The sequence below is a fragment of the Sphingomonas chungangi genome, from assembly GCF_013778325.1.
Lineage (GTDB): Bacteria > Pseudomonadota > Alphaproteobacteria > Sphingomonadales > Sphingomonadaceae > Solisphingomonas > Solisphingomonas chungangi.
Window position 1 is genome coordinate 111294 of the sequence record NZ_JACEIB010000026.1, and the last position, 25062, is coordinate 136355.

Sequence of the window (25062 nt, forward strand, 5' to 3'; positions counted from 1 at the left end):
ATCAGGGCCGCACGATCTCGTAGGTGATGTGCTCGTACAACCGGTCACCCGGCCGGAACTGGGGGTGGCCGAAATCGAGGTCCGGCCGCCGCGTCATGCCGAGACGGATCATCAGGCCCCAGCTCGCCGTATTGGCCGGCGTGGTGATTGCCAGGATCTTCGGCGTGTCGAGATTGGCCCAGCCCCACGCGATGCTGGCCTCAGCCGCCTCGCGGGCATAGCCCTGCCCCCAAGCATCTTCGCGCAGGCGCCAGCCGATCTCCACCTCGCCGTCGATCGGGCCAACCGTGCCGGGCTTCAATCCGCAGAAACCGAGGAAGGCGCCGTCCTGCTTTCGCTCGATCGCCCAGAAGCAATGGCCATGCGACGCCTGAAAGCCCCGCTGGCGCGCGATCCCGGCGGCGGCATCCTCGTCGGTCTGCAATTCGCCGAGATGCTCCATAACGGCAGGCCAGCGGCCCATCGCCGCGAACGGCGCATGGTCCTCGTCGCGCCAGCGGCGCAGGATCAGGCGTTCGGTCTCGATCATGCGCCGAGCAACCGCGCGGCGTGGGCGGCGTGGTAGGTCAGCACGCCCGAGCAGCCCGCCCGCTTGAACGCCAGCAAGGTCTCCAGCACCAGCGCGTCGCGGTCGCCCATGTCGGCCGCGACGGCTGCTTCGATCATCGCATACTCGCCCGAGACTTGGTAGGCGAAGACAGGGACTTCGAACCGCTCCTTCACGCGGCGGATGATGTCGAGATAGGGCAGGCCTGGCTTTACCATCACCGTGTCGGCGCCCTCGGCGAGATCCATCGCCACCTCGCGCAGCGCCTCCTCGGCATTGGCGTGGTCCATCTGATAGCCACGCTTGTCGCCCTTCAGCCGCCCGCGCGAGCCGACCGCGTCGCGGAACGGGCCGTAGAAGGCCGAGGCGTATTTCGCGGCATAGGCCATGATCTGGACGTTGCGGTGGCCCTTCTCCTCCAGCGCGGCGCGGATCGCGGCGACGCGGCCGTCCATCATATCGGACGGCGCGATGATGTCGGCGCCGGCATCGGCCTGCACCACCGCCTGCTCGACCAGCAGCGCCATCGTCTCGTCGTTGAGGACATAGCCCGCCGCGTCGACCAGTCCGTCATGGCCATGCTCGGTATAGGGATCGAGCGCGACGTCGGTCAGCACGCCGACATCGGGCGCGGCATCCTTGATCGCCTTCACCGCGCGGCAGATCAGGTTGTCCGGGTTGAGCGCCTCGCGCCCGTCCGGCGTGCGCAGGTGCTGGGGCGTGTTGGGGAACAGCGCGATGCACGGGATGCCCAGCGCCTGCGCCTCCTTCGCCCGTTTCGCGATATTGTCGATCGACCAGCGCGAGACGCCTGGCAGCGTCTTGATCGGCTCCTCCACGCCCGTGCCGTCCGCGATGAACAGCGGCCAGATCAGGTCGGCTGGCGTCAGCACATGCTCGGCCACCATGCGGCGGGACCATGGCGCCACGCGGGTGCGGCGGAGGCGAAGGGCGGGAAAGGATGCGGTCATGGCGCTCTCCTAATGCCTCCTGCCGCCGCCCGCCAGCATCGGTGCTTGCGCTTGCCTTCATCTTGGCGCTCTGTCAGCCGGTGAGCGATCCCCTGCCCCGCACCGCGGCCCTCTTCGTCAACGCCAAGTCGCGCAAGGGGCATCATCTGTTCAAGGATGCGTGCCAGCTGCTGAAGGAGGCCGGGATCGAGCTGACGATCGCCAAGGCGATCCGCAAGCCTTCCACCATGCCCGATTGCGTCAAGCACGCCGTCGCGGCCGGCGCGCCTATGGTGATCGTCGGCGGCGGCGACGGATCGATCTCCTGCTCGGTCGATCATGTCGTCGGATCGGACACAATTTTCGCGATTCTGCCGCTTGGCACCGCAAACAGCTTCGCACGGACGCTCGGCATCCCTCTGGACCTGCCCGGCGCGGTGGATGTGATCGCCAACGGCCGGCCGAAGCGGATCGATCTCGGCATGATCGACGACGATTATTTCGCCAATTGCGCGACGCTGGGCATCGCGCCCCAGATCGCGCAGACCGTGCCGCACGGGCTCAAGGCGTGGCTGGGGCGGCCCGGCTATCTGCTGTGGGCGGCCCGGCAGCTCTGGAAATTCAAGGCCTTCCGGTTGACCGTCGATACCGGATCGAAGACCGAGACGATGGACGCCGTCGAGGTCCGGATCGCCAACGGTCCCTATCATGGCGGGGTTGAGCTGGTCGACGAGGCGGCGGTCGATTCGGGGCGGATCGTCGTGCAGGTCGTCACTGGCGAGACGCGCGGGCACTTGATCTGGAGCTGGCTGCTCTCGGTGCTGCGCCATCGCGAGCGCAAGAAGACGACCATCGAGTTCGAGGGCCGGGCGATCCGCCTCTCCACCGAGACGCCGATGCCGATCTCGATCGACGGCGAGGTGCTGGCGGAGACCCCGGTCACCGCCCGCGTCGCCCGTCGTGCGATCAGGGTTGCGGCACCGGGGCCGTCTCGCGCGGGCTGATCGTCTGCATGTGGAGCTTGCGCCACGTGCCCGCCCGGTAATAGCCGAGCGCCATCACCATCGAGGCGAGCGAGCTGATCGGCATCGTCCACCACAGGGCCTCGATTCCGATGAACGGGCGCAGCGCGAACACCGCGCCCAGCCGGATCGGGAACATCGCGATCGCCAGGATCACCAGCGGCGCCATCACCGCGCCGGTGGCGCGCACCGTGCCGAAGATCACGATCGTCACGCCGAACATCAGGAAGGACCAGCTGGCGACGAGGTGAATGTGCCGCGCGATCGGCAGCGCCGGGCTTCCGCCGCCGAGGAACAGTGCCAGCATCGAGCGATCGACCAAAGTCACCAGCAGGATCAGTGCGGCCGTGATCGCGAGGTTGATGAAGATGGCGGAGCGCGTCACCGCATCGACCCGCGGCCACAGCCCGGCGCCGACATTCTGCGCCGCCATCGCCGAAACCGCCGCGCCCATCGCCAGCGCGGGCATCTGGATGTAGGTCCACAGCTGCAGCGTGACGCCATAGGCCGCCACCACGTCGGTGCCGGCATGATTGACCAGCCCCATCAGCGCGAGCCCCGCGAAGGAGATCACGAACATCTGCAGGCCCATCGGAATGCCCTTGGCGACGATCACGCGGAGCAGGGCCGGATCGGGGATCAGCCAGCGCAGCTCGCGCCCGCGCAGGCGGATCGTCGCGTCGCGCCCGTAGATGATCGCGATCAGCACGAACAGGCTGGCGTAGGAGGCGATCGCGGTGGCGGTCGCGGCGCCGGCGATGCCCATGCGCGGCGCGCCGAACAGGCCGCGGATGAAAACCGGGTTGAGGCCGCTGTCCAGCACCACGTTGAGGATCATCACAATGAACGGCGTCACCGAATCGCCGGTGCCACGCAGCCCCATGCCCAGCACCGTCACCAGGAAAAGCGGCGGCATGGCGATGAAGATGACCCGCAGATAGGCCTCGGCAAGCCTTGCGGCGTCCGGCGGGGTCGCGAGCAGGTGGAGGATCGCCGACGACGTGAAATAACCGATCACCGCGATCAGGACGGACAGGATGATGAACGATCCCACTGCCGTTCCCATCGCGCGGCGTACCGCCTCAATGTCGCGCCTGCCCATATTCTGCCCGACCAGGATGGTGGCCGCGATGCCGAAGCCGAACACGGCGGCGAGCATCAGGAACATGACGAGGTTGGCATTGGAGGTGGCCGCCAGCGCCGTCTCGCCCAGGAAGCGGCCGACCCAGATCGAGTTGACCGATCCGTTCAGCGACTGGAGGATGTTGGTGCCGAGCGTCGGCAGCGCGAACAGCACGAGCGTCCGCGCGATCGGCCCGCTGGTGAGGTCGCGCCCGCCATGTCCTGCCTTGCGCGCTGCCGTCGCCATGTCATTTTTCCTTGACCGAACTTCTCGAACATCGCGCACGGCGCCAAAAGGCGCCTTGCCGGCGGCGCCGCGTCCACGGGCCGCGCCCTCATGGCACGCCAAATCCTATTGGTGAAGCGACCTCAGAGCCGCTTGCCGAACACCAGGAAATCGCCGCGCCCGTAGCCGAGGCCGTCGTAGAAGGCAGCGACGTGCTCGTTCTCGGCGCGGACCATGAGGCGGACGACGCGCGCGCCCTGGGCGTGCAGCCAATCCTCAGCGGCCTTCATCAGCGCCGCGCCGATCCCCTCCCCGCGCCGGGCCGGATCGGAGGCGACGTAATAGAGCCAGCCGCGATGACCGTCATATCCCGCCATGACGGTGCCGGTGAGCGCGCCCGCCTCGTCATGCGCGGCCAGGATGGTCGCGGTGGGGCAATTCAGCGCGGCGGCGATATCCGCTTGCGGGTCGTTCCACAGCTGGACGAGGCCCGCCGCCTGCCAGAGCGCGATGGCGGCAGGAGCTTCGTCGGGGTGGAGATGGGCGATCACCCCAGCCGCGTCAGCGCCGCGCCCAGCCGCTCGGCCTCGGCGGCCTTCTCGGCGTAATCGGCGCGGGCCTTCTCGACCGCTTCGGGCTTGGCGCGCTCGACGAAGCTCGGGTTGGAGAGGCGGCCGGCGAGGCCGTCGCGCTCCTTCTCCGCCGCCGCCTTGCCCTTGTCGAGACGGGCGCGCTCGGCTTCGATGTCGATCACGCCTTCGAGGTGAAGGATAAACGTCGCCTCATCGACCACAATCTGGGCCGAAGCCCCGACGTTCCGGAGGTCCAACAGCGTGTAAAAGCCATGTACTTTAGCCAGACGGCGAAGCGTTCCCAGATGGTTCGAAAGCCGCTTAAGCGTAGTATCGCCGGCCTCCCAGGTCGAAACCTCCAACATAGCTCCCGGCGGGACGTTGAGCTCGGCGCGGGCGGCGCGGATCTCGCTTACCAGCCGGATCAGCCAGTCGATCTCCCTCGCCGCCTCGGGATCGAGCGACTTCGCGTCCGCCTGCGGCCAGCGCGCGGTGATGATGTCGCTATCGCGGCCGCCCGAATGCCACAGCTCCTCGGTGATGAAGGGCATGAAGGGGTGGAGCATCACGAGGATCTGGTCGAACGCCCAGCCAGCGACGAGCTTCGTCTCCTCGTCCACCTGCCCTTTGGTCAGCTCGATGTACCAGTCGCAGAAACGCGACCAGACGAACTGGTAGATCGTGTTCGCCGCCTCGTCGAAGCGCAGGTCGGCCAGAGCGAGATCGAGCGCCTGCACGGTCTGGATGGTTTCGGCGATGATCCAGCGGTTTACCGGTGCTTCCGCCGAAGGCGCCTCGAGACTGGTCGACGGCCCCACCCCGTTCGCCTGCAGGAAACGCGCGGCGTTCCAAAGCTTCGTAGCGAAGTTGCGATAGCCCTCGACCCGCTGCTCGTTGAGCTTGATGTCGCGACCCTGGCTCTCCATCGCCGCCAGCGTGAAGCGCAGCGCGTCGGCGCCGTAGCGATCGATCAGGCCCAGCGGATCGACCGTGTTGCCCTTGGATTTCGACATCTTGGCGCCGGTGGCATCCCGCACCAAACCGTGCAGATACAGGGTCTTGAACGGCACATCTGCCAGGAAGTGCATGCCCTGCATCGCCATGCGCGCATCCCAGAAGAACAGGATGTCGAAGCCGGAGATGAGGATGTCGTTCGGATAGCGGCCGAGCTCGCGCGGATCGACGTCCGGCCAGCCGAGCGTGCCGAACGGCCACAATGCGGACGAGAACCAGGTGTCGAGCACGTCCTCGTCGCGGGTCAGAGCGCGTTGCGGGCCGGCCTTGTCCTTGGCCTCCGCCTCGGTGGCGGCGACATAGACGTTGCCGTCCTCGTCATACCAGGCCGGGATGCGGTGGCCCCACCAGAGCTGGCGCGAGACGCACCAGGGCTGGATATTCTCCAGCCAGTTGAACCACGTCTTGCTCCACGTCTCGGGGACGACCTTGATCCGGCCGTCGCGCACCGCCTCGATCGGGCCGGCGGCGAGCGTCTTGGCGTCGACATACCATTGATCGGTCAGCCACGGCTCGATCACCACGCCGGAGCGGTCGCCGAACGGCGTCGCGATGGTGCGGTCCTCGACGTCGGTCAGCGTGCCATCCGCCTCCAGCCGCTCGACAATCAAGCGGCGTGCCTCGAAGCGATCGAGGCCGAGCAGGTCGGCGGGGATCAGCCCGTCGGCGGTCTGGATCACCCGCGCCTCGGCATCAAGCATGTTGAGCATTTCGGACGCGACGAAGCCCGCGCGCTTGCCCACCTCGAAATCGTTGAAGTCGTGGCCCGGCGTGATCTTCACCGCGCCCGATCCCAGCTCCGGGTCGGCATGCTCGTCGGCGACGATCGGGATCAGGCGGCCGGTGATCGGAAGGCGCACCTTCTTGCCGATCAGCGCCGTATAGCGCTCGTCGGTCGGGTGGACGGCGACCGCCATGTCGGCGAGCATCGTCTCGGGCCGCGTGGTGGCGACCGCGATGAAGCCCGATCCATCCTCCAGCGGATAGCGCAGGTGCCAGAATTTGCCGGCGACCTCCTTGGTCTCGACCTCGAGATCGGAGATGGCGGTCTTGAGGCCTGGATCCCAGTTCACGAGGCGCTTGTCGCGGTACAGCAGGCCCTGCTCGTACAGCTTCACGAAGACGTGGATGACGGCCTTCGAGAAGCCCTCGTCCATCGTGAAGCGCTCGTTCGCCCAGTCGCACGAGGCGCCGAGGCGGCGAAGCTGGCGGGTGATGGTGCCGCCGCTCTCGGCCTTCCACTCCCACACCTTGTCGGCGAACTGCTCGCGCGAATAGTCGGTGCGCTTCTCTTGGCGCGCGTTCATCTGCCTCTCGACGACCATCTGCGTCGCGATGCCGGCATGATCGGTGCCGACCACCCAGAGCGCATCCTTGCCCTTCAGGCGCGCGTGGCGGACGAGGATGTCCTGCAGCGTGTTGTCGAGCGCGTGGCCGATGTGGAGCGATCCCGTCACGTTGGGCGGCGGGATGACGATGGTGAAGGGCTCGGCGTTCGGCCGCTCGGGGCGAAACAGGCCGCCCTCCTCCCAATGGCTGTACCAGCGGGATTCGATCGCGGCGGGGTCGAAGGTCTTGGGAAGCTCGGTCATGGCGAGGTGCGCCTAGCAGGGGGACGAGGCAAAAGCCAAGCAGCCCGGCGCAGCGAGACCGAATTCCAGCGTGGAGCCCGGCCTCCGCCGGGCGACGGAGAGATCAGTGGCCGGCGAGCCGCTTTACCTCGGCCGATACCAGCCGCTCGACGATGCCGGGCAGCTCGCGATCCAGATACTCCTTGAGCATCGGCTTGAGCAGATCCGCCACCAGCCCTTCGAGCGTGTTGGACTTGCCCTCTTCGCTGCGCACCTGCAACTGGTTCAGCGCGGCGAAGGCGCTGCGGCTGGCCTCGGCCGAGGTCGAGGAGAGCAGCCCATCCAGCGCGCTGGCGGGGGCAAATGTTTTGGGCGCTTCGGCGGTGGCGGTTTCGGGCATCGGGCTGGTCAGCTCCAGAACATCGGGGGTTTCAGCGGCCTGCTCGACCACAGGCTCGGGCTCCGCTTCGGCCACCGGCTCGGCGGTGTCGATCTCGGCGTCCGGTTCCTCTACGCGCTCTTCCGGCTCGGGTTCCGCTTCCTCGACGGGCGCCACCACCGGGCTGGACGAGACGGCGGCCATCGCCTCGCGGCGCAGCTTGGCCGGCCGCACGCCGACCGCCTCGCTGTCCTCGGCGATGATGCGCTTGATGGAGGCGAGGATGTCCTCCATCGACGGTTCTTGGTTCGGCTGGCCCATGAACCGCATGTTAGGCTCAGTTCCCGGCCGGTGTCACGGGGGGATTTTCGGGCACCATCAGCGGGCCGTAAACCGGCTTGGCGATCGGCTGCGGCCTGGGATTCTCCTCCCAGTCGCTGATCGCATGCTTGGCACGGCGGTAATTCACCGTCGGATCGTACAGCGCGCCTCCCTCCAGACCGAGATGCTGGTAGTTCACCAGACCCATCGCCTCGAGCAGCTGGAAGCCCGCGACGTAGGAATCGTGCTGGGCGGACACCAGCGTCACCTCGCTGTTCAGCTTCTCCTGCTCGGCGTTGAGCACGTCGAGCACCTGGCGCAGGCCGGCGCTCTGCTCGGCCTGCACGCCCTCCAGCGCCAGCGTGTTGGCCTTCAGCGCCTCCTGGCTCGATTTGATGACGTCCAGAGTCGCCTGATAGCTGGAATAGGCCGAGCGCGCGTTGGCGACGACCTGACGCTCGGTCTCGGTCTGCGTCTCCATCGCCGCCTGCTCGAAATCCTGCGCCTGCCGGATCTGCGCCGAGGGGCCGCCGCCCTGATAGAGCGGCAGGTTGAGCGTGACGCCGACGGACGACGAATCGCCGACGAGGCTCTGCGCGCTCGTGTAGATGCTGCTCGCCCCCTGCGTATCGCGGAGGTAATTGTTGTTCGCCTGGGCCGAGATGGTCGGCATCCGGCTGGCCCGCGCCGTCGCGACATCGATATGCGCCGCGCGCACCGAGGCTGCGGCGGCGGCGATATCGGGATTGTTAGCGACCGCGGTGTCCTCCGCCTGATCCGGATTCGCCGGCAGCATGGGGAGTGGCGGCGGCTGGTCCAGCGCGGTCGGCGAGCCGCCGATGATGCGGCGGTAATTCTCCTCGCTGGCGACGAGGTTCGATCGCGCGGTCGTCAGCTGCGCCTGCCCGTCGAGCAGGCGCGCCTGGCTCTGCGCCACGTCGGTGCGGGTCAGCGTGCCGGCCTGGAACTGGTCGCTGGTCGCCTCCAGATTGGTCTGGAGCACCTTCACGTTATTCTCGTTGAGGCCGACGATCGCACGATCGCGCAGCACGTCCATATAGGCGGTGACCGCCTGCACGAACACCTGCCCCTCGGTCGACCGCAGCGACTGGCGCCCCGAATCCACGCGCGCATCCGCCGCCTTCACGGCGTTGCGCACGCGCCCGCCCTGATAGAGCGGCACGCTGAGCTGCGCGCCGGCGGTGACCTGCTGGTTGAAGCTCTGGAACTTGCGGAGATTGTCGACGCCCTGGGTCAGTCCGGCGCTGACGCCCAACGTCGGGCGGCCCTGCGCGCGCGCGATCGCGGACTGCTCGTCCGTCGCGCGCAGCTGGGCACGCGCGCCGGTGAGCGTGGGATTGCCCTGATAGGCGGCGACCAGCGCCTCCGACAGGGTGGTTGCGCTCGCGGCCTGCGGAAGCATCAGCCCAGTGGCGAGGGCCATCCACGCCGCTCCCGCCTTCACACTCACGCGCACCATCATCCCCCCTTGCGATTGACCCTAGAAGGTGAAAGCCGGCGCCGGCGCGAAGCCGGGCAGCACCGCGGTCTCGACGTCTGCGAAGATATCGAGGCCGAAACCACCGGCCGCGCGCCGCCCGATGACGAGGCGGGTGACGCCCCGCTCGTTCACCGCACCGACGAGGCGACCACCCTCGGCCAGCTGGTCGACGATCGCGTCGGGAACGCGCTCGACCGCTCCGTCGATATAGATGAGATCGTAGGGCGCGGCCTCGGGCCAGCCGGCGGCCAGCGGCCCTTCGACGGTGGCCACCTGCGCGCGGGCGACGAGCGCTGGCGATTCCTCGAGCGCGGTCACCGCACAGCCCATCTCCGCCAGCAGCGCGGCGACATAGCCGGTGGCCGATCCGACGACGAGCGCCTTCTCGCCGAAGCGCGGCCGGGCGACGCCGAGCAGCCGGCCGGTCGCGATCGGCGGATTGAGCGCACGGCCCTCGCCCAACGGCACCATCGTGTCGCGATAGCAGACCGCGCCCTGCCCCTCGCCCGCGAAGAGCTCGCGCGGCACCGAGGCCATCGCCGCCAGCACGGCGGCGTCGGTCACCTTGTTGGTGCGCAGCTGGTTCGACACCATGGCGCTCCGCAGCGACGAGAAATCGGGTCCGCTCATATTTCAGCCCTCGCACAACTGTGTTAGTTTGACAATACAGTAATTTCCGAAACGATCTCTAGGACGTCCCTTGCCGCGTCGCAACGAGGATCGGATGCTCGCGCGCCTCGGCCATTGACAGGACGGCCCGCCCGTCGCATTGGGCGCCGCTCTGGCGGCCCGATGGCGGAGTGGTTACGCACCGGACTGCAAATCCGTTTACGCCGGTTCGATTCCGGCTCGGGCCTCCAGACTTTTGGCAGTTTTCCACAGAAACTGCTCATCTTTTCAAAACCAGCAATTTGAGGCTGATTTTGAATAGCGCGGAGGCCGGATCCCGGCCAGCCTCCATCAGCTCCCAGCCTCGGCTTGACCCCGAATCGCCAGCTCCCTGGGGCGATCCGAGCACTGCGCCTCAGCCTTGCGAAAACTGCCGCCGCAGCGGCACGAGGATATCCTCAATCAGCGGCGCACGATCCAAGCGCAGTGCCGCCCGGCGAATGCACATCGTGATCGGCCGGCGCTCCTGCTGTCCCATCGGTATCTGCATCGAATTACCGCTCGCAGCCTGCTGGGCGCGCGTTCTCCATGCCCGGTACTCACCGCCCGAGATGTGAGCCGCCACGCCCAGATGGGTCAGGCGCTGCGTGGAGTCGATCTGTTCGATCGTCGCGGCGGCGTACCCGAGAGCAGCAGTGAGGCGGTCGCGAACCACCTCTTCGATGATCATCATGCCGCCGAAGCCGCCCATCCGGTCTCGGGAGGCAGTGTCCTCGAGAGAGAGGAGGAAGAGCATGGCGCCCTGCTCCGTGAGGCGGATCGATGCGCCACGATCCTGGCCGACGACGAGGTCCGAGCCGTCGAGCCTGACGGCGCTGCCCTTCGTGCGGTCGAAGAGGCGGTTCTCCCCATAGATCGCGGTCTGCTCGAGTTGCTCACCGAGCCTGGGGTCTTCCATCTGCATGGGACGGAGAATGCGTTGGACAGGGCCGCCGACGATCGCGACCGCGAGAGAGGTGTCCGAGCTCTGGTTGCGGCGCTCTGCCGGGATCAAGGCCGCGGCCTGGGAGATGAGCTGATCCTGGTCCACCGGTGCAACGGCTTTCGCCAGAGTGTAATCGTGGAGAGCGCGGGTGATCCCGTCCTGTAGCTGCTCGACGGTCCTGAAGCCTTCGCGGAAGAGGCCACCCTCCCATGCCTGAACCTCGTCGATGAACGCTCTCTGGTCCGGCTCGGGATCGACACCCTGCTGGATGAAGGCGAGAACGGGGCGGCTGTCCCGCGCCTCGCGATACTCCTGATGCGTGGCGGAGATCGTCGAGCCGGCGGGCACGAAGCCGTACCGGGGTCCGAGGATGAGCACGACGACATCCGCCGAGCGCACGCCCTGCATGCAGGCGACCTGGGACGAGTTGGGCTGGGCGCCGAAGTCCTCAGCCATCACAGCTTCGTTCCGCAGGGCGACTACAGCCCGCCGAGCGGCATCGCGATAGGGCTCGAATCCCGAGATGAGAGAGCTGATGAAGACCTTCATGATGTCAGCCTCTCCGCTAGTTCAGTGGAAACCCGAGACCAGTCGGCATTGGCAACCCGGGCGCCTGTTGGGTGCAGTATGCCGATGGCGGGCCGCTCCGCTATAATTCCTTCGAGGAGCAGATCCCGCTTGCCTGTGCGATCCCTAAGTACGGTGCGTCTGTGATGTGCGTGAGCGTTGAACGTCGCGGTGCCCAACACGATTATGAGAGCGGGTTCCAGAACCCGGATCAGATCCTTGATCTCTTCCGCAGACCAGCGCTCGAGCTTCATGCGCACCATAGGGGCGACGTCGCTCCAAGGGTAACGGCTCCCAGGTCCGGCATTGATCGAGCTGCTTTTGAAGAAGAGAAAATTCGTCTGGATGGCGGTGTCGAGTGCGTCGGATCTGCCGGCTTCCGCGAAGATCGATCGGATCTTGATAGCCAGTGGCCATTGCGCCTCGGAAATGTAGGAAGTCACCGGCCATGTAGTATCTTCACTTGGCCTATGATCATGAGCACCGAAGCCCGGATTCGCACCGATAATCATGACGGCCGGACGATAGGCTGGCGGTCCGCTGAGGACATCGAAGCCGCATGCGCCGCCGAAGAGATCCTCGCGGTGCTTTCCCCACATTTCATTCACGCGCCCATAGAGGCCGCGAGCGTATGCGTGTATGTCCAACTCCGACATGCCCTGACCCCGGCTCAACCGATCATAGGCATAGGACGGTGTTCCTGCTCATAATGTTCCGGCCCAGTTCACCCAGGAAGCGAGTAGGCGTCATCACGACAGCCCTCATAGTTGAAGTTTAGCTTGTCGGTGAGCAGTACAAGGGATGTCAGACGGCGAGCCATTCCGGTGATCTCACGGGCTTCGCTCGTTGTAAGCGCACGTCCCATGACCGCCTCCTCTCGATACGAGAGCCATTTCTTCATGACGTTGTAGCCGCCGATCACATAGTCCCAGGCCGCTGCGGGGATGCCGCTCCAGCATGTGTCGTCGTTCAGGTGAACGTCGACGGCATGTCCAAGCAGGCCGAAACCACGGTCCTCCTCGATGCCTTGCGCCAGAAGCCCCTCACGGATGACATGGCGTTCCTCGTCAGTCCAATCCCGAATGGTCGTTCGGCCCCGTCCGGGATTGATCTTACCCTTCGAGTCCCTTGCGCCCCAACCGGCGGTGACCTTCAGATTGGTATTCGAAATCCTGCCTAGAAGCCGAAGATGCGGAGCGACCGTCCCTGAGGTGACGCCGGGAACCTGCGCCTCGCCGTCGAGCAGAGCGGACACACTTGCTCCCAAGGCGACCGAGGCCTCGAGTTGCTGCCTTGCGTTCGGCAGCGGGAGGCGCGGCCAGTCGATTGCCACGCCCGCAGCATTCTCCTCGAGATAGAGCGGTGAATACGCGATCGCGAGCGCATGGAGCCACGGTGCTTCAGCAGACTGGGCGTCATGATCAGGATTCGGCATCCCGATCGCGTCGAGCCATGTCCGAGCGATGATGGAAAGATTAGGCCCAGATGACGCTGGCAAGAGTCCCTGTGCCGGTTCACGCTTAGTGAACGGGATGTAGTAGGCGTGGCCGCGAAGGGCATCGTTGTCGCCTAGGCAGCGCGTGAAGAAGAGCGGTACGCCTTCCGGCTGCGCCACGCCGCTTGGTCTCGACATCAGAAAGCGGTTGCCACCGGAGAACTGTTTCCAGAGCGCCGGACGAGGCTCATTCCAGAGCGGCCGGTTCTCCGAGTAATAGGCACTGCGCACGTCGAAGGGTCGCACGACGTATCGAACGAGCTGATCTGCGGAATAGCCGACATTCGCCGACAGGATTTTGGATCTGGCCTTCTTGGCATCGTATCTGGCCGCGTCACGCAACAGCGGATGGCCCTGCTTCTTGAGCGTATCCCAATCGAAGTCGGCATCGAAGTATTGCCTCATTCGGGATTCGATAGAGGCCGGTTCGATGTCGATGAGCGCACCGGCCCTCTTTTCCATCAGACCATTGATCGGGTCGGCTTCGGCCAAATCGATTAGCTTGGGCCAAGCTAGATATGCGGTTCCCACATCGCGGGGACGGAACGAAAGCCGGTTCCAGGCCTGGGGGTTCGCCGCCTCGTAGGGGTGTTCATTCGATTCTGGCTCAAGACTGGCAAGAAGTTGCTCCCGCTTACCCGCGCCCCAGAAATCGCGATAGCGGACGATCGCGTTCCCTGATGGATCACCGCGGCGGACGAATGTGCCGACCGCAGTACCCACGCGGATCCCGGCCCGATTGTATGATGTCGAAAAGATTGACGGATCAGGCGCCCCATCCGGGGTCTTCTTCCCGGTTTCCCGAGAGTCGCCGTTGAGGGAGTCGATCCAGATCTCGTCGAAGCCTTCCAGAAGCTTTTGGCGGGCGACGACGAACGAGGGATCGCTCAGATACGAGTAGCTCGAGATGTAGCTGATCACACCACGCCCGGTCGTTCGGATCCGTCGTTCCGCAACGCGCAGGAAGCGGACGTAGAGCTCGTCCAGGTTGAATTTCTTGATGCGCCAATCCGAGATGAGGCCATCCTTGTAGGGTTCGACCAGCCCGGATTCCTCATCGGGGCTCGTCCCCGCGAACGCGTTGTAGGGGGGATTGCCGAGGACGACGAGAACCGGAACCTCTCGTTTGACGTGTTCCGCCTGGTCGCGTTCTTGTTCGAGTTCCGGGAACATGGACAAAGTGGCCTTCGCGCCAACGGGAGGCTCCCAACCGGTCAACGCATTCGTCAGATAGATCCCCGGGCGTTCTCCCTTCTCCGCATCGATCGGTGCGTCGAAACCATCCAGGAGTTCGCCGATCTGCCAGTGCGCGATCACGAAGGGTGCCGACATGATCTCGAACCCGAAGATGCGCTTCTGTGCAGCCAACTTCACGTCCTGGCCGACGAGCGGATCGTCGTTCTTCGCCCGGAGCGTGCTGTTGATCTTGCGCAGCACCTCGATCACGTATGCACCCGTCCCGCAGCACGGGTCGAGGATGTAGACGTTCTCGTCTGCCAGGCCGTCCTCGATCCCAAGCTCCGTACGCAAGGCCATGTCGACCCGTTCGACCATGTAGCGCACGATCTCCTTGGGCGTGTACCAGACCCCCATCTCCTTCCGGAGTTCAGGGTCGTAGGCCTCCAGGAACGGCTCGTAGAAGTGCTGGACCGCGTCGGTGTCGTCGAAGTCCTTGAAGAAGGCCTCTCGGTCTACCCGGTTGAGAGCGTCGCTCGCCCGATCAAGGATGTGAGTGATGCCGAGAGGAGCGAGCCGGCTCGGCTTGGCGATCTCCTCGAAGAGGATACGGATCATGGGAACGGTGATGACGTACGCAGCGGATTGCCACGTAAACCTGCCGATGCCCTTCTTCGCCCAGATCACCCAGGCGGAGAAGATGCCGTAAAAGAGGGTCTGAACGAGCGTCGATAGGAAGAAGTGTTCGCCCTTCTCGCCCTCAAACTTGATGCCGAGCGCGATCTCCAGCGCAGCGCGCAATTCCGAGAGATTGGCGGAATCGCGTTGTCCCAAGGTGGTAAGGGCGTCTCGAGCGTAGGAAGCGAGGAACCACGCCACGTCCTTTGGGCGGACGAGCGGCGCCGCGTTCATCATGACACGCTGGAGGAAGTCGCCGAAGTAAGTCCCTAGCGCCTCGGCTGACTTGCGTGGCGAAGCGGCGAGCCTCCAGAATTCGGCCTCGTCGTCGGCCAGTGCGTAGAACTCGCGTTCGACTGGCTTGCCGGCTTCATCCTCACCGATGAGGCGGAACTCCCGATAGTTGGTGACGAGGACAAGGCGATAGTGGTCGAAATATCTGGTCGCCTGCTTCCCGTACGCCGTCTGCCAGTTCTTGTCGGACAGCGCTTTGACCTCGATGACGCCGCGCTCCGGGATCTCACCCTGACCAGCCTTCGGCTCTCCGTCCTGACACTGTGTCCGGCTATACAGGCCGAAGTCGGGATGCCCCGCACCTTGATTCCGAAGCTGCCCATTGCAGATGACGTTCGGCTTGAGGGCCTTGCCCAACTCGTTGAGCAGGTTTTCGAGCGCCGAGTAGTAGGAGGTTTCCTTCGTCGCCCCGCCGGTGCTGCGGATTTCCGACATGCGCCGTAGGTAGGTTTCGACTGCGGCCACGGTCGGCGTCATTCCTGTTCCCCATTGTCTGGCGCGGCCTCATGCCCAGCCGGAAGTCCGACGTCAGCGACGGTCGGCCAAAACGTGTAGATGGATCGTGCTTGGAGAGGCATTCAGTGCGACCCGTCCGGTACGCGCAGGAGCGCGATCGCATGTTCGAGTTCGAATGCTCGCGCCTGCAGTAAAGGCAAGATCCTGACGGAGAGATCTGCAGGGCGTCCGTGTCCTGCGATCCAGTTGCGCACGGTACGGTCGGTCACGCCGAGATCTCGGGAGAGTGGGGTTTGCCACTGTCGTCCGTAGAGAGCCTCCCCGGCAATCCTGAGAATATCCCGATCTTCCCTCATTTTCCGGTTTTTAGGAAAGAGACCTGAAAACCGCAAGTCGATCAGCTACTGGGCTAACGTGCCCCAGTAAGTCAGTCGCTAAGCCCGCCGGACAATTCTGCGAAGGAAGCGCGACGCTATGGGATGCCTCGTCCGGATCCATAGAGAATTCCGAGCATCTTGACCGACGCGAACACCTAGTGAACAAATTCTTAATTGAATCGTTCCGGCGGCGTTAGAGATTGAAGGATCCGCGCATGGTGATGTCCGGCTTTGGATACGAGGTCGATTTCCTGCCCGTAGGCACGGGATCGAAGAGCGGCGACGCAATCGCGATGCGTATTGGCGTGCCGGGTGGCGCTGCCAACACAATCGTTATCGACGGCGGAAATCTCGATTCCGGGGATGCTCTCGTCGAGCATATTCTCGCTAATTTCGGCACGACACGCTACATCAGCGATGTCGTCTCGACCCACCCGGACGGAGACCATGTTTCAGGCCTTCGGCGCATCCTCGATGAGTTTTACGTCGGCACGCTCTGGATACATCAACCGTGGCTTCACGCGGCCGAACTCGTCGATGCGTTCAAGCACAACTGGAGCATCGGTGGGCTGGAGGCGCACCTGAAGGAATGTTTCGCCGTTCCCTATGAGCTTTGCCAAAAGGCCGAGGCTATGGGGGCCAAGGTGATCGAACCCTTCCAAGGGCAGGTAATCAATGGCATGCAAGTGCTTGCCCCGTCCTATGGACGATATTTGGATCTCGTGCCGCAGATGAGCCGCACGCCGGCCGCCCGGGCGCTGGAAAGCTTCGAAGCGCAGGCGCGCGGCATCTTCCAGTCCGTACGCGATGCGGTGATGTCCGTGTTCGAGACCTGGCATCACGAAACGCTCGGTACGCCGCGATCCTCCGACACGTCGCCCACCAATGAGACGAGCGTCATCCTGTTCGGGGATTTCGGGGACCGGCGCATCCTGCTGACGGGTGATGCGGGCGTCGGAGCCTGGGAGGATGCGATCAACTTCGCCGCGGCGTCGGGTTTTCCCCTCTTCCAGCCCAATCTCGTTCAGATCCCGCATCACGGATCGAGGCGCAATGTGTCGCCCGCCATCCTCGATCACGTCCTCGGGCCTCGTCTGCATGTGGAAGGGGCGACGAACGGATGTTGGGCGCTCGCGTCGGCCGCCCCGGGCGATACCAACCATCCGCGTCGCGTCGTCCTCAATGCCTTCAAGCGGCGCGGCTATACATGTGCGACCACGAAGGCGGGTGGCGTCAACTTCCGGCACCTCTATCCGATGCGTTTCGGAATGTCGTCGATGCCCGGGGAACCGTTCTTCGACGTGGTGGAGGACTGAGGATGGCCGCCGATACCACTTCGCCGAAATTCGGGTTCGACCGCTACGACAGAAACGCGCGTCTTTATCCCGCACTGATCGTGATGCTTCCTGCGCTGGTTTCGGTAGCGGTCTGGGTGCCTGATCTGTGGCATGAGCTCGCAGGCCTCCTTCCGATACTGATCGCGTGTGGCGCCCTCTACCTTATCTCCCGCTACGCACGCTTCGCGGGGCGCCGTCTCGAGAAGCGCATGGTCGCCAGGCTCGGATGGCCATCTACCCGGTTGCTCAGGCATCGGGATGAGATCCTCTCACCCCGAACGACGGAGCGGTATCACGCGGCGCTTCGAGGCAAGGGATTCGAGATGCCGACGCAACTCGAGGAGCAGGCAGATCCCCGAAGGGCGGACGATTGCTATGCCGACGCGGCCACCTGGCTCGTCGGACAGACCCGGAGCGACGAGATGCTCAAGAATGAGAACATCAGCTACGGCTTCTGGCGCAACCTCGTAGGGCTGCGCTTCGCCGGAGGCATGATCGCGGCGACCTCGTTCGTGGTCGACGCCGGCCTGGCACTGTCCCGTTGGCCGGATCGCGGCACCCAGACGCTGGCGATCGCGGCCGTGGCGGCGATGTCGTTGATCATGCTGTTGCCATGGATTTTCCGGTTCAACGAACGGATCGTCCAGGATGCCGGAGAGGCGTACGCGCTACGCCTGCTGAAGCACTGCGAAACGCTCTAGGCGGCTTCCTCCAGAGTGTATTCGGTTTCCACCTCGAGGCTGCCGAAATACCCGTCGAACTTGCTCTGCCCCTCGTCGGTCAGCTTCTTGGCAAGGGTTTCGTTCTTGTAGCTTCCGTTCGAGACGTAGATGTGGACCTTGCTGCCCTCGAGATCGAAGGTGATATCTCCGGCGCGGTTCTGCGTGATCCTCTCGTATCCGGTGTAGTAGTGGAGGTGGCGAGATTCCGCCTCGCCGATCACGATGATCTGCGGATCGAGCTTCTCGAGCCAGCTGTCGGGGATCTTGCCCGACTTCCGTCCATGGTGCGCGGCGAACACGATCGTCGTCTTCTCCAGCTTGATGTCGTCGACGATGCTTTCCATGAAGTCGGTTTCGAGATCGCCCAGCCACATGACGCTGGCTCCGCCTTCGAGGCTGTAGCGGACGACGGCGGACGTGTTGTTGTAGCTTTCGCCTGCATCGCAGGCGGCAAGCGCGTCCTTGAAGTGCTCGTTGTCGAGATCCGGCCAGAGGATGCTGATCCCGGATGATCCACGCTCTTCGTTACCGAGATTCATCCATCGCCGGCTGCATCCCTTGGCGATGTAGAAGGCCTTGTCGCCATCGCGCAGGGCGCAATAGCGTTTGAAGGAAGTCGTGTCCTCGTCCTTGATGGCCTGGTTCTTGACGACGTAGAAGTTCGCGATGGGCATCTTGTCGTCGAGGCGCTCGATGCCGCCGAAGTGATCCTCGTCGGGGTGCGTGCAGATGAAGCGCGACACGCCCTTGTCCTTCGAGACCTCCTTCAGCTCATCGATGATCGCATCCGCATTGTCCTCGCAGAGATCGCAGTCGATGATGGTGAAGTTGTCGCTATCGTGTTTGATGTAGAACATGTCGCCGTTCCCCACGGCGAAGCTCTTGATCGTCGACATGTTGCGTCCCCTTTGTCCCGTTAACGATCATGTCGGGAGGGTAACGGCGCATTTCAATGGAGTCGGTGACTGCTGATGCATCGCTTTTGAACCAAAGCCCGTGGTTCATTTCGTTCTGGTGACGCCGCGCCTCCCAGCCTCGAACCACGGGCAGACATCGGCCGGCAGGCTCTCGTCCAGTCCAACTGCCTCCAGCGCCGCGCGCGGTGCCTTCGCCATGGGCACCGCGTCGCTGCCGAACAGGCAATAGAGCCCGCCGTCATGGTGGCGGATGTCGAGCAGGGCGGGATCGCTGCCCGCCAGCACGGGGATCGATCCCGGCGCGACGGTCTCACCGAGCGGCCGCCCGATCCTGGAGGCCAGCACCGTGTCCGGGGGAAGCTCGACGTCATCGATCTGGAGCATCGTCCATGCGGAATCGACGATCACCCAGCGATCGGTCACGATCCGGAGGCGCAGGCGGCTGCCGCCCAACCGACCGGAGAAAGCGATCGCCTCGTGGCCGGGAACGGTCACCGGCAGCTGGTGATACTCGCTGATCATCCGCATCCGGCGCTCGTGGTCGCCGTCGTCGCGACGGGAGGGATCCTCGTCGAGGAGCGCCCGCGTCCAGGCGTGCATGTGGAGTTCGCTGAGCCGGCGGCCGCTCGCCCGCCACAGGTCGGCGGCGATCGTCGAGACCGTCGTCGCCCAGGCCGGGGGACGGGCCGGATCCGCTCCAACACAACGCAGCATCCGGAGCCACGCCTTCCGTGCCTCGTTCGTCTCGATGCAGCGTTCGACGATCCGGTTGCCCTCCGGGCCGAGGTTCAGGCCGAGCGGAACGCTGCCCGCCGGCGTCGACAGGGTGAAACCGGGCTGCGCCGGCTGGACGTCGCGGGATTCGAGACCCTGCAGCCCGACAATCGCGTCCAGCTCGAGGTCGCCCGTGGCTGCCGGCCGATCGTCGATCGGCGAAATCCGCGCCATGTCGAACATGCCGTCCGTCACGCCGTCGACGTCGGGCAGGACGAAGCGGCTCGCACGCGTCGCGCGCGCCACGTCAGAACCGCCCGACCAGCAGAACCGCGCCGCCGACGAGGGCAGCCAGCAGGTCCATGAGCACGAAGATCACCCCGAGCCCGAGCACGAGGTCGTGATCGCCGCGGCCGTCCCGCCGCGCCCCGATCACCAGGGGCACGATCCCGGCCAGGAGGCAGCCCACGCCGGTGAGCGCCAGCATGACGGTCGCCGTCGCGATGATGATCGTGGACGTCATGCCGCCCTCCTGGAGAAGCGGCTGTAGGCGTCGATGCGGCGGCAGATCGGGTCGGCCTCGTAGCCGTAGACTTCTTCATTCAGCCATTCGAGCTCCGCCGGAAGGTCGTCGTCGGGCACCTCCCGCCACCACGTCTTGGGCGGCAGCCCCCATCCGTCGCGCCAGCGGTAGCGCCGCGCCTTGAGCAGGTCCTTCCGTTCGAAGGGCGCCTTCGACGCGTTGACGATCCAGCTCGGCCGACGCCCCGCCTCGAGGCCGGCGAGCAGCGCCGGCCGGCCGTCGGCGAGCGGACGCTGGAGCAGGTCGAGCACCGCATGGCAGTCGTCGGCGGCGCGATGACCGGAATGGAAGAAGCCGCCCCACGTCGCGAGCGCCTCGAGCTTCGCGCTCGACGTCGGCCAGGCGATCTGCGTGGCCGTGCAGATCCACGGCATGTCCGCGAAGACCGGCCAGAACCGCTCGACCAGCATCCGGTCGAACCCGGCATTGTGGGCGAACAGCACCGAGATCCCGTCGAGCGCCGCCTCGACGTCGGCCGTGGCGATGGCGTGCCCGGCCACCATGTCGGCGGTGATGCCGGTCAACTCGACGATCTGGGCGGGGATCGGCACGGTCGGCTCGCGGAACGCCTCGAACGCGGGCAGCGTGCCGAGCACCTCGCCGGTGTCCGGCTTGTAGACGAACGGCACGATCGCGAGCTCGATCGGCTCGGCGGTCTGCGGGTCCAGCCCCGTGGTCTCGGTGTCCAGCACCGCACCGACCAGCGCATCGGCCGGGATCGATCCTGAAAACGCCGGCGTCCGCACCAGGCGGCGGAGCACCCGGTAGTCGCCCGTGCGGTCGAGGATGGCGGCGATCGCCTCCATCGGGATCATCGGTTCTTCTTGCACGGGGGCGATCAGCCCGTCCGGTTTCTGCGCAGGGTCTTGCGGCTTGATCACGGCCAACTCCATTATCGGATGGTTCGGTGGCCAAGGGAACAAACAAGAAACAAAAAGGACTCAACTCCATCCTGAAAATTGTATGCCGAAGTCCGTTTCAGGAAGGTTTGACGTTTCCGCCGGCGATCGCCATCACGGTCGCATGAGCGACAGCCCGCCCAGGAGATTCGACCCGGTAGCTCCCGCGCGACTCGAGCTGGAGCGGGTCCGCGAGGAACTCGCCCGCACGCGCGCGATCCAGGCGCTCCTGACCGAGCGAGAGGCGCAGCTGGAGGCGTGGATCGCGGAGGCCGACCGCCTCGGCCTCGGTGCCGATACCGCCCCGTTGCCGCGGTTTCCGAGGCTCGGCGACGCTCCCGAGCATCGCGGCGTCGGGCAATGGGAGTGGGTGCGCTTCGCGCTCCTGCAGGCGGACCAGCCGATGGAGCCGAAGGCGATCCTGGCCCGGATCGACTCGGAGGGTGGCCCGGCGATCAGCCGCACCTCTCTGGCCTCGCTGCTGAGCAAGCGGGAGGCCATCGGCGAGGTCGAGCACGTCGGCCGGGCGTGGCGGCTGGCCCTCGGAGCGCTCTGAAGGCAACTCCATCCGATAATGTTTCAGGATGACAATTTGTAGGATGGTTGGAACCATCCGATTCACGATCTGTTCTCATCCTCCGTCAGCAGACCGTCGTCCCGACCCCTCCGGCCGGGCTCCGCAGCCCCGTTCGCGGGAATGCCGGTCTGCGTCTGGAGGAGATCGACATGGCAAACAGCCGAATGCCCGCCGTGCGCGCCGAGACCGGCGTCGTGCGCGAGGTCGAGGGCCGCGAAATCGGCATCGAGCGCGTCTACCACGTCCCCGACATCCACCCGCATGGCCTCGGTCCGTGGCGTGACGAGCCGGACAAGATCACGTGGCACGACGCGGACACCGGCCTCGGCTGCATCGTGCGCCGCGCCACCGAAGGGCATCTCGAAGGCTTCGTCGGCGTGGACCCGGGACATCCGCTGCACGGCTTCCATCACGATGCGCTGGGATCGGGCTTCGACATCGCCGTGCATGGCGGGCTGGACTACAGCCGCCCCTGCGACGACGGGCCCGAGGAGCGCTCGGTCTGCCATCCCGACGAGGTCGTGCATCGCGGCAGGGCCCGCGCCCACGGCGCCGCGCGTCGATGGTGGTTCGGCTTCAGCGCCGACCAGCCCTACGACCTGGTGCCTCGGAAAGCTGCCGGAATCCGTCGCGGCGACGAGGCCCTGACGCGGCCGAAGGTATACCGGACCATCGACTACATGATCGGCGAGTGTCGGGCTCTCGCCGCGCAGCTCGACGCGATCGCGAATGGCCTTCCGCTGCCGGTCCGCGCATCGGTGCCGCCGGTCGGCCTCGATCCCGACCGGGCGGGAGACGGCCGGTGATCGAGCGTCCCTGGGGGCATTGGCTTCTGCTCACCGATGCCGGCACGTTCGAGGACGCCCATGGCCAGACCTTCCGTTCGGTGCGCGAGTGCTTCTGGCGCACCCAGCTGCGGATGGGCGGTCGCCCGGATGCGATGGAGACGATGCTCGAGCAGCTGCTCGCGGTGCTGCTGGCGATCGCGCCGGGGCTGCGCCGCGGCGAGGAACTCGATATCGACCTGTTCGACGGCTGCCGCGGCTACCGGGACTGGTACATGCACTGGCTCGTCGTCGAGAAGCTGGCCGAGGATGCCGACGACGGCACCTATCCGACCTGGCGCCTGACGGCGCTCGGCCTGGCCGCAATGAGGATGCTCGCGATCAGCCGGCCGCACGCGATCACCGGCAACACCATCGGCCGTGACGCGATCGCCGTGCTGCGCGACATGGAGCGCGTGGTCGGCCCCGCCTCGTCGCGGATGGCGGCGATCGGGGAGATGGCGGCCGACATGGACACGGCCTTCGTCCGCGACACGCGGCGGCCGGATCACTGCATCGTGCTGGTGCGCCGCGATCATGAGGGCGACCTCTTGCTCACCCGCACGATCTGGTCGGTGTCGCTGCCGACCGTCGAGGCCTGCGATGCACTCTATCTCTGGCTCTGCGACCATCTTGATCGGTGGGGCGTGTGGTCGAACATGGCCTGGAGGCATGGCGGGGCAAGACTAAGCCAACATCTCATCGCCCTCATGGCGCTGGATGTCACCGCACCGAAAGTCGAGGCCGAGAATAGTTGAGTGCTGCGTGAGTCGGGATTTTCAGGTTGCTTGCCCGATTCGACCGATGAGATTCAGGATGGCAGGACTGTTCTTTCCATCCACAAATATCCAATGAAATCCGGGACTTGACACGGAATTTTTCCGCCATCACGCTTAGGGGGTTCCGGTCGATCCCCGTCTGGAACGGCATGAACCAACCGATGGCCGCGATCCGCCATGACGGCGCGCGTCCGGCCTCGGTGGAAAGGAGATGTCGATGCGGCTGATCGTCTTCGATGACGTCGCACCGCGATGTGAGGCCGCCCCCGTAGCAAGAAACGGCCTCACTCTGCGGTGCCACCTGAGAACCCACGACGGGTCATCGGAACCGACCCCAAGAATCTGACACTGCCGCGACTCGCGGTCAAGAGCGGATTCCCTCGGCTCGTGCACGGCCCGTCGTCTCGAAATCCGTCAATCCCGTCCGGATCGTCTCCGGGCGACTGATCCGTCGCGCCTTCGGCGCGGCGAAGGAGAGAGCATCATGAGCGACGACATCCGCAAGCCCGGCTCCGATCCGGCCGAAACCCCGCCGGAGCGGCCGGTCCGTCCCATCGCCCCGTGGCCCCGCCACCCTATGCGCCGCGTGTCGGCCTGGCGTCACCGCGGGCCGCGCAACGCCGCCCCGGCGTCGAACTGAGGAGGCGGACATGGTCAGAAACGCAATCAACCTCATTCCGGACCGCACGGACCCCGCCTATCGGCCGAGCCCGCGCGCACTTCGCCGCATCCTGTGCGGTGAGGCGCCGATCCGGTACGGCGACCGCATCGCCCGGATCACCGTGCTGGAGCATGGCGGCCACCGCCGTCCGGTGATCCACCGAGGGTCGAAGCACTCCCGCTTCCGCTTCACCTCGCGCAAGACCGGGCTCACCCAGCTCGGCGAGGGTCGGATCGAGGAGTTCTGCGCCTACCGGTGCGAGACCGACGGCGACGTCGTCGACTACCAGTGCCACCCGTTCGAGATCGAGACGATCTGTCCCGACGGTCCGTTTAGCTACCGGCCCGACTTGGTCCTGCAGCGCCGTGACGGCCCGGTCGAACTGATCGAGCTGAAGCGCACGCCCGACGACATCGATGATCCGGAATACCGGGAGAGGCTGGCGACCATCCGCGAAGTCGTTCGGCGCGTCGGCTGGCGCTTCCGCATCCTCTACGCCGCCGACGTCTACGGCGAGACCGACGAGATCCGGCGGCAGCGCTTGAGGAACGTCGAGTCCATCTTCGGGCACCGCAGCCTGAAGCTGTCGGCGAACGAACTGCGGACGGCGCAGCGCCTCGTCGGGAGGGGCTCGGCGATGACCTGGCGCGTTCTGCGCGACGCGGTGGCGCCGGGCGATCCGCTGGCCGGCAACGACGTGGTCGAATCCCTGCTCGCACGCGGCGTGATCGTGACCGACGTCGATCTGCCGTTCCATCACAAGACCGTTCTGGAGCCGGTGCGCCCGTTCCGCGGTCCGTCCCTGATCAGGCTGTGATCCGGTGAACTCCGGCTGGAACCTGCCGCTGGAGAGTGGCGACCCCGTCGAGATCGACGGGGTCGACTACTATTTCGATCGCATCGATCCCGATGGCGCGGTCACGTTCCGGCCGCCGGTCGGATCGGGCAAGAGCGACTACATGGTCGTCGACGGAGATGGTTTCCCGCGCAAGCCGACCTGCGACGAGGTCGCCGTCCTCATGCGCGAGAACCGGATGATCATCCGCGCGAAACCGCTTAGCACCGAGGCGCGCCGCTTCGCGCGGCAGCAGGAGTGGGATGCCGAGCAGGCGCGCAAGCTGGATCCGTCCTGCCAATTCCGGACGGCGCTCCTCCGCCGCTTCGACGAGATTCCTTGGTCCAAGTCG

Annotated in this window: 24 protein-coding genes and 1 tRNA gene; 9 read left to right on the top strand and 16 right to left on the bottom strand. The window is 65.6% G+C overall.

The window, feature by feature from the left end; all coding sequences use genetic code 11:
* Position 1: 1 nt before the first annotated feature.
* Together HZF05_RS16245 and hemB are read right to left on the bottom strand one after the other, a co-directional pair.
* Positions 2–529, bottom strand: coding sequence for a GNAT family N-acetyltransferase (locus tag HZF05_RS16245; RefSeq protein ID WP_160362850.1), 528 nt, complete (start codon positions 527–529; stop codon positions 2–4).
* Positions 526–1518 (bottom strand): porphobilinogen synthase, encoded by a 993-nt coding sequence (gene hemB / locus HZF05_RS16250; RefSeq protein ID WP_160362851.1) that lies wholly within the window; start codon positions 1516–1518, stop codon positions 526–528. Before hemB ends, HZF05_RS16245 begins: the two co-directional genes overlap by 4 nt.
* 62 nt (positions 1519–1580) lie before the next feature.
* Between hemB and HZF05_RS16255 the strand changes: the two genes are divergently transcribed.
* Positions 1581–2501, top strand: a complete 921-nt coding sequence (locus HZF05_RS16255; RefSeq protein ID WP_246332069.1) for a diacylglycerol/lipid kinase family protein — start codon at positions 1581–1583, stop codon at positions 2499–2501.
* Here HZF05_RS16255 and HZF05_RS16260 read toward each other — a convergent pair.
* From HZF05_RS16260 to HZF05_RS16285, 6 genes are all read right to left on the bottom strand, one after another.
* The gene (locus HZF05_RS16260; protein WP_160362853.1) at positions 2464–3888 is read right to left on the bottom strand and encodes an MATE family efflux transporter; all 1425 of its coding nucleotides are present in this window, start codon (positions 3886–3888) and stop codon (positions 2464–2466) included. The genes HZF05_RS16255 and HZF05_RS16260 overlap by 38 nt on opposite strands.
* Positions 3889–4010: 122 nt before the next feature.
* On the bottom strand, positions 4011–4418 hold the full coding sequence (locus tag HZF05_RS16265; RefSeq protein WP_160362854.1) for a GNAT family acetyltransferase: 408 nt from the start codon (positions 4416–4418) through the stop codon (positions 4011–4013).
* A complete protein-coding gene (locus HZF05_RS16270; protein ID WP_160362855.1) occupies positions 4415–7045 on the bottom strand; it encodes a valine--tRNA ligase in 2631 nt (876 codons plus the stop codon). Before HZF05_RS16270 ends, HZF05_RS16265 begins: the two co-directional genes overlap by 4 nt.
* A 103-nt stretch (positions 7046–7148) precedes the next feature.
* Positions 7149–7733, bottom strand: a complete 585-nt coding sequence (locus HZF05_RS16275; protein ID WP_181638898.1) for a DUF2497 domain-containing protein — start codon at positions 7731–7733, stop codon at positions 7149–7151.
* 7 nt (positions 7734–7740) lie between these two features.
* Positions 7741–9168, bottom strand: a complete 1428-nt coding sequence (locus HZF05_RS16280) for a TolC family outer membrane protein (RefSeq protein ID WP_246332052.1) — start codon at positions 9166–9168, stop codon at positions 7741–7743.
* A 57-nt stretch (positions 9169–9225) separates the two neighbouring features.
* Positions 9226–9855, bottom strand: a complete 630-nt coding sequence (locus HZF05_RS16285; RefSeq protein WP_160362858.1) for a protein-L-isoaspartate O-methyltransferase family protein — start codon at positions 9853–9855, stop codon at positions 9226–9228.
* A gap of 156 nt (positions 9856–10011) precedes the next feature.
* Between HZF05_RS16285 and HZF05_RS16290 the strand changes: the two genes are divergently transcribed.
* Positions 10012–10085 (top strand) — tRNA-Cys (locus tag HZF05_RS16290).
* Between the two features lie 164 nt (positions 10086–10249).
* Here the strand turns inward: HZF05_RS16290 and HZF05_RS16295 are convergent.
* From HZF05_RS16295 to HZF05_RS16305, 3 genes are all read right to left on the bottom strand, one after another.
* Positions 10250–11368: a DUF4062 domain-containing protein gene (locus tag HZF05_RS16295; protein WP_160362859.1), complete on the bottom strand. Its 1119-nt coding sequence runs from the start codon at positions 11366–11368 to the stop codon at positions 10250–10252.
* Entirely contained in the window at positions 11365–12042 is a 678-nt protein-coding gene (locus HZF05_RS16300) for a hypothetical protein (protein ID WP_160362860.1), read from the bottom strand. The genes HZF05_RS16295 and HZF05_RS16300 overlap by 4 nt, the downstream gene beginning before the upstream one ends.
* Positions 12043–12110: 68 nt before the next feature.
* The gene (locus HZF05_RS16305) at positions 12111–15506 is read right to left on the bottom strand and encodes a type ISP restriction/modification enzyme (RefSeq protein ID WP_160362861.1); all 3396 of its coding nucleotides are present in this window, start codon (positions 15504–15506) and stop codon (positions 12111–12113) included.
* Between the two features lie 571 nt (positions 15507–16077).
* On the opposite strand from HZF05_RS16305, the gene HZF05_RS16310 reads away from it, so the two are divergent.
* Positions 16078–17178, top strand: a complete 1101-nt coding sequence (locus tag HZF05_RS16310) for a ComEC/Rec2 family competence protein (RefSeq protein WP_160362862.1) — start codon at positions 16078–16080, stop codon at positions 17176–17178.
* Between the two features lie 2 nt (positions 17179–17180).
* Positions 17181–17900, top strand: a complete 720-nt coding sequence (locus tag HZF05_RS16315; RefSeq protein ID WP_160362863.1) for a hypothetical protein — start codon at positions 17181–17183, stop codon at positions 17898–17900.
* Here HZF05_RS16315 and HZF05_RS16320 read toward each other — a convergent pair.
* From HZF05_RS16320 to HZF05_RS16335, 4 genes are all read right to left on the bottom strand, one after another.
* Positions 17897–18817 carry a ComEC/Rec2 family competence protein gene (locus HZF05_RS16320; protein WP_160362864.1) on the bottom strand — a complete coding sequence of 307 codons (921 nt, stop codon included), beginning with the start codon at positions 18815–18817 and terminating at the stop codon, positions 17897–17899. The two genes, HZF05_RS16315 and HZF05_RS16320, sit on opposite strands and share 4 nt — an antisense overlap.
* 105 nt (positions 18818–18922) lie before the next feature.
* The gene (locus HZF05_RS16325; RefSeq protein WP_160362865.1) at positions 18923–19858 is read right to left on the bottom strand and encodes a hypothetical protein; all 936 of its coding nucleotides are present in this window, start codon (positions 19856–19858) and stop codon (positions 18923–18925) included.
* A gap of 1 nt (position 19859) precedes the next feature.
* Positions 19860–20075 carry a hypothetical protein gene (locus tag HZF05_RS16330; RefSeq protein WP_160362866.1) on the bottom strand — a complete coding sequence of 72 codons (216 nt, stop codon included), beginning with the start codon at positions 20073–20075 and terminating at the stop codon, positions 19860–19862.
* Complete coding sequence (locus HZF05_RS16335; protein ID WP_181638899.1) at positions 20072–21016, bottom strand: 3'-5' exonuclease; 945 nt, start codon at positions 21014–21016, stop codon at positions 20072–20074. The genes HZF05_RS16330 and HZF05_RS16335 overlap by 4 nt, the downstream gene beginning before the upstream one ends.
* Here HZF05_RS16335 and HZF05_RS16340 point away from each other — a divergent pair.
* The 5 genes from HZF05_RS16340 to HZF05_RS16360 all read left to right on the top strand — a co-directional run bounded on the left by HZF05_RS16340 (position 21009) and on the right by HZF05_RS16360 (position 24692).
* Positions 21009–21590, top strand: coding sequence for a hypothetical protein (locus HZF05_RS16340; RefSeq protein WP_181638900.1), 582 nt, complete (start codon positions 21009–21011; stop codon positions 21588–21590). The genes HZF05_RS16335 and HZF05_RS16340 overlap by 8 nt on opposite strands.
* Positions 21591–21760: 170 nt before the next feature.
* Positions 21761–22417 carry a hypothetical protein gene (locus tag HZF05_RS16345; RefSeq protein ID WP_160362869.1) on the top strand — a complete coding sequence of 219 codons (657 nt, stop codon included), beginning with the start codon at positions 21761–21763 and terminating at the stop codon, positions 22415–22417.
* Complete coding sequence (locus HZF05_RS16350) at positions 22414–23193, top strand: hypothetical protein (RefSeq protein ID WP_160362870.1); 780 nt, start codon at positions 22414–22416, stop codon at positions 23191–23193. The genes HZF05_RS16345 and HZF05_RS16350 overlap by 4 nt, the downstream gene beginning before the upstream one ends.
* A 505-nt stretch (positions 23194–23698) precedes the next feature.
* Positions 23699–23854: a hypothetical protein gene (locus HZF05_RS16355; protein WP_160362871.1), complete on the top strand. Its 156-nt coding sequence runs from the start codon at positions 23699–23701 to the stop codon at positions 23852–23854.
* Between the two features lie 10 nt (positions 23855–23864).
* The gene (locus tag HZF05_RS16360; RefSeq protein ID WP_160362872.1) at positions 23865–24692 is read left to right on the top strand and encodes a TnsA endonuclease N-terminal domain-containing protein; all 828 of its coding nucleotides are present in this window, start codon (positions 23865–23867) and stop codon (positions 24690–24692) included.
* Here the strand turns inward: HZF05_RS16360 and HZF05_RS16365 are convergent.
* Positions 24682–25011: a hypothetical protein gene (locus HZF05_RS16365; protein WP_160362873.1), complete on the bottom strand. Its 330-nt coding sequence runs from the start codon at positions 25009–25011 to the stop codon at positions 24682–24684. The genes HZF05_RS16360 and HZF05_RS16365 overlap by 11 nt on opposite strands.
* Positions 25012–25062 lie beyond the last annotated feature (51 nt).

Bases quoted from the DNA above. Each gene is read 5' to 3' on its own strand.
- HZF05_RS16305 (WP_160362861.1), bottom strand. From the start codon at position 15,506: ATGACGCCGACCGTGGCCGCAGTCGAAACCTACCTACGGCGCATGTCG.
- HZF05_RS16310 (WP_160362862.1), top strand. From the start codon at position 16,078: ATGGTGATGTCCGGCTTTGGATACGAGGTCGATTTCCTGCCCGTAGGC.
- HZF05_RS16315 (WP_160362863.1), top strand. From the start codon at position 17,181: ATGGCCGCCGATACCACTTCGCCGAAATTCGGGTTCGACCGCTACGAC.
- HZF05_RS16360 (WP_160362872.1), top strand. From the start codon at position 23,865: ATGGTCAGAAACGCAATCAACCTCATTCCGGACCGCACGGACCCCGCC.
- HZF05_RS16260 (WP_160362853.1), bottom strand. From the start codon at position 3,888: ATGGCGACGGCAGCGCGCAAGGCAGGACATGGCGGGCGCGACCTCACC.
- HZF05_RS16275 (WP_181638898.1), bottom strand. From the start codon at position 7,733: ATGCGGTTCATGGGCCAGCCGAACCAAGAACCGTCGATGGAGGACATC.
- HZF05_RS16320 (WP_160362864.1), bottom strand. From the start codon at position 18,817: ATGTCGACGATCAAGAGCTTCGCCGTGGGGAACGGCGACATGTTCTAC.
- HZF05_RS16345 (WP_160362869.1), top strand. From the start codon at position 21,761: ATGGCAAACAGCCGAATGCCCGCCGTGCGCGCCGAGACCGGCGTCGTG.
- HZF05_RS16300 (WP_160362860.1), bottom strand. From the start codon at position 12,042: ATGTCGGAGTTGGACATACACGCATACGCTCGCGGCCTCTATGGGCGC.
- hemB (WP_160362851.1), bottom strand. From the start codon at position 1,518: ATGACCGCATCCTTTCCCGCCCTTCGCCTCCGCCGCACCCGCGTGGCG.
- HZF05_RS16330 (WP_160362866.1), bottom strand. From the start codon at position 20,075: ATGACGTCCACGATCATCATCGCGACGGCGACCGTCATGCTGGCGCTC.
- HZF05_RS16280 (WP_246332052.1), bottom strand. From the start codon at position 9,168: ATGGCCCTCGCCACTGGGCTGATGCTTCCGCAGGCCGCGAGCGCAACC.
- HZF05_RS16245 (WP_160362850.1), bottom strand. From the start codon at position 529: ATGATCGAGACCGAACGCCTGATCCTGCGCCGCTGGCGCGACGAGGAC.
- HZF05_RS16355 (WP_160362871.1), top strand. From the start codon at position 23,699: ATGAGCGACGACATCCGCAAGCCCGGCTCCGATCCGGCCGAAACCCCG.
- HZF05_RS16270 (WP_160362855.1), bottom strand. From the start codon at position 7,045: ATGACCGAGCTTCCCAAGACCTTCGACCCCGCCGCGATCGAATCCCGC.
- HZF05_RS16285 (WP_160362858.1), bottom strand. From the start codon at position 9,855: ATGAGCGGACCCGATTTCTCGTCGCTGCGGAGCGCCATGGTGTCGAAC.
- HZF05_RS16295 (WP_160362859.1), bottom strand. From the start codon at position 11,368: ATGAAGGTCTTCATCAGCTCTCTCATCTCGGGATTCGAGCCCTATCGC.